Source organism: Aldersonia kunmingensis (genome assembly GCF_001646865.1).
Taxonomy (GTDB): domain Bacteria; phylum Actinomycetota; class Actinomycetes; order Mycobacteriales; family Mycobacteriaceae; genus Aldersonia; species Aldersonia kunmingensis.
On record NZ_LRRB01000067.1, the window covers coordinates 1 to 3,056 of the forward strand.

General features: G+C 66.7%; 4 protein-coding genes. 1 reads left to right on the forward strand and 3 read right to left on the reverse strand.

All coding sequences use genetic code 11. From position 1 onward, the window contains the following. Positions 1–533, reverse strand: a 533-nt coding sequence (locus A8G08_RS04705) for an NAD(P)-binding protein (RefSeq protein ID WP_157108404.1), incomplete at its 3' end; no start/stop codon positions are given. Between the two features lie 254 nt (positions 534–787). Here A8G08_RS04705 and A8G08_RS04710 point away from each other — a divergent pair. Beyond that, positions 788–1,255 (forward strand): Hsp20/alpha crystallin family protein, encoded by a 468-nt coding sequence (locus A8G08_RS04710; protein ID WP_068270799.1) that lies wholly within the window; start codon positions 788–790, stop codon positions 1,253–1,255. A gap of 64 nt (positions 1,256–1,319) precedes the next feature. On the opposite strand, the gene mftD is transcribed toward A8G08_RS04710, so the two are convergent. Together mftD and A8G08_RS04720 are read right to left on the reverse strand one after the other, a co-directional pair. Further along, a complete protein-coding gene (gene mftD / locus A8G08_RS04715) occupies positions 1,320–2,498 on the reverse strand; it encodes a pre-mycofactocin synthase MftD (protein ID WP_068270795.1) in 1,179 nt (392 codons plus the stop codon). A gap of 9 nt (positions 2,499–2,507) precedes the next feature. Then, the coding region (locus A8G08_RS04720; RefSeq protein ID WP_157108405.1) for an SPASM domain-containing protein at positions 2,508–3,056 on the reverse strand (549 nt) is incomplete at its 5' end.

Here is a 3,056-nt window from a genome sequence, read left to right on the forward strand (position 1 = left end):
GGGTCGGGAACGGTTGTGCCGGCCTCACCGAAAAACACACCGACCGGCGTCTGGATGAACGTGTCGCCCGCGCCCATGTCGTCGGCGACCTGCTTGATGATCTCGTCGGCCGGGGTCATGTGCGGGTTCTGCACGACGCCGAGCATCCTGCGTGCCTGCTCGTAGTAAGGGGTGAGCTCGTCGTTCCAGTCGGTGATGTGCGCCCACTGCTGGTCGTCGAAGAAGGTGGCGCCCGGCTTGTAGAGGGTGTTGGCGTAGTTCAGCGACCCGCCGCCGACGCCCGCACCGGCCAGGATCAGGCAGTTGCGCAGCAGATGGACGCGCTGAATGCCGAAGCAGCCGAGCTTGGGCGCCCACAGGAACCGCCTCAGGTCCCAGCTGGTCTCGGCGAACTCGTCGTCGGCGAACCGCCTGCCTGCCTCGAGGATCCCGACTCGGTACCCCTTCTCGACGAGTCGCAGCGCGGTCACACTGCCGCCGAATCCGGAGCCGACGATCAGCACGTCGAAGTCGGTCGAGCGTTGCGCACCCAATGCACTACCTCCAAGCAATCGAGCCGACGAAGCAACCGGCGCAGTCACTCGTAACTGTAACGCCGGGTACCATCAAGTCCGGGCGCCGGGTGGAATTCGAGGGCGACGACCGAAAATTATTTGGTGTTCGCTGGTGATTTTGGGAACAACAATTAGCACTCAACCGTTGAGAGTGCTAGATCCGGATTTTGCACAGCCGGATCCGGTCGCCCGCCGAGGTGACGGGCGCCCTCAACATTCGGGAGGTGGTTACTGTGCTTCGTTTCGATCCGTTCCGTGATTTCGATGCCATGACTCGCGAACTTCTCGGTACCCAGGCTGGGACGGCACGAGCACCGCGGTTCATGCCGATGGACCTGTTCAAGGCCGGTGACCACTACGTCCTGCACGCCGACCTGCCCGGCGTGGATCCCGGCTCGGTAGACGTGAACGTCGACAACGGCACCCTCACGCTGAAGGCGCAGCGCAGCGTGCCGAGCGACGAGGGCGTGCAGTGGATCGCGTCCGAAAGGTTCGCCGGCACCTATATGCGGCAGATCTCGCTCGGCGACGGGGTCGACACGTCCCGCATCAGCGCGACCTACGAGAACGGCGTCCTGAGCGTGACGCTGCCGGTCGCGGAGAAGGCGAAGCCGCGCCGCATCGAGGTGAGCAGTCTGTCGTCGGGCCAGAAGTCGATCGAGCCCGACACCTCCACGGTGGACGCCGAATCGGAGAGCTGACCCAGTGAAGCAAGAAGGGGATTCGCCTTGCACCGCAGGCGAATCCCCTTCTTTCCGGTCTGGATCAGACGCCGAGATCGCGCCGGAAGCCGTCCGGGATGACCAGATCGGCCGGAGACAGGTCGGCGATGTTGGAGTGTCCGAGGCCGAGCACGGCGGAGTCGACACCGCCGCGCAGGATGTCGAGGACGTTCTCGACACCGGCCTGCCCGTTGGCGGCGAGGCCCCACAGGTAGGCGCGACCGATCATCACCGCGCGGGCGCCGAGGGCGACGGCCTTCACGACGTCGCTGCCGCGCCGGATGCCACCGTCGAGCACGACCTCGAGGTCGTCACCCACGGCCTCGGCGATCGCGGGCAGCGCCCGGATCGGGGCCGGGGTGCCGTCGAGATTGTTGCCGCCGTGGTTGGACACGGAGATCGCGGTGCAGCCGGCATCGACGGCACGCTTGGCGTCGTCGACCCGCATGACTCCCTTGAGCATGAACGGCCCGCCCCACTGCTCACGCAGCCACGCGACGTCCTCCCAGGTGGGCAGCGGGGTGCCCATCCACTCGCCGTACGCACCGAAGAACGTCGGCGCCGGTCCGCCGTCGGGCGGGGCCAGGTTCGGGGTGGTCAGGTCGGGGATGGAGCCCGCCTTCGCGAACTGCCACAACCACTTCGGGTGCGTGATGCCCTGCCACGCGTTCTGCCGCATCGCGGCGAAATTCAGCTTCTCGGGGATCGCCGGGCTGCCCCAGTCGCGGCCCATCGAGAACGACCAGTCCAGGGTCATGATCAAGCCCTTGGCACCTGCCGCGCGGGCACGCTCCATGCGCTGCACGAGCACGTCGCGCGAACCCACCCAGTACATCTGGAAGAACGTCTGCGGGTTGGCTTCGGCGACCTCCTCGACGGACTTGCTCGCGAACGAGCTCAGGCCGATCGGGACGCCACGTGCGGCGGCGGCACGGGCGACGGCGACCTCACCGTCGGGGTGCACGGCCTGCACGCCGGTCGGGGAGATCATCACCGGGAACGACAGTGGTTGCCCCATCACGGTGGTCGATAGTTCCCGCTTGTCCGACAGCCCGGCCACGTGCGGCGCGAAGCCGAGCTCGCCGAAGGCGTCCATGTTGTCGGACGTGCTCAGACCCTTTTCGGAGCCGGCGACCAACGCCATGTACACCGGCTTGATCAGCCGCTTCTCGGCCCGACGCTGCGCCTCGGCGACAGTCTCGAACCACGCATTCTTTGCCATCTGATTCCTCTAAGTCATTCCCGCGAGCGGGTTTTCGTCACAGATCTTGGCCGGGGGCCGGGTCAACAGGGTGAGCGGAACCGACGCACGCGGAGTCTTCCGCTGCCCGCTGCGGGAGTGGTCCTGGCTCGACTTGGGCACGCTGCGATCCGCCTCGAGCGCCGAAGCGCCGTAGCCCTGCACGCATTCGGGGTCCGGGCCGTCCATCGGCAGGCCGGTGAAGAACTTCGCGGCCATGCAGCCACCACGGCAGGAGTCGTAATGGTCGCACTTGCTGCACGCGCCACCGGTCTGCGGCGAGCGCAGGTCGGCGAACAGCTCGGAGTGCTGCCACACGTGCTGGAAACCGCCGTCGCGCACGATGTTTCCGGCCAGGAACTGGTCGTGAATCGCGAACGGGCAAGCGTATACGTCGCCGATCGGATCGATCAGGCACACCACGCGTCCGGCGCCGCACAGGTTCAGGCCCGGCAGGGCGTCACCGTAGGCGGACAGGTGGAAGAACGAGTCACCGGTCAGAACGCCGTCGCCGTTGGCAACAAGCCAGTTGTAGAGCTC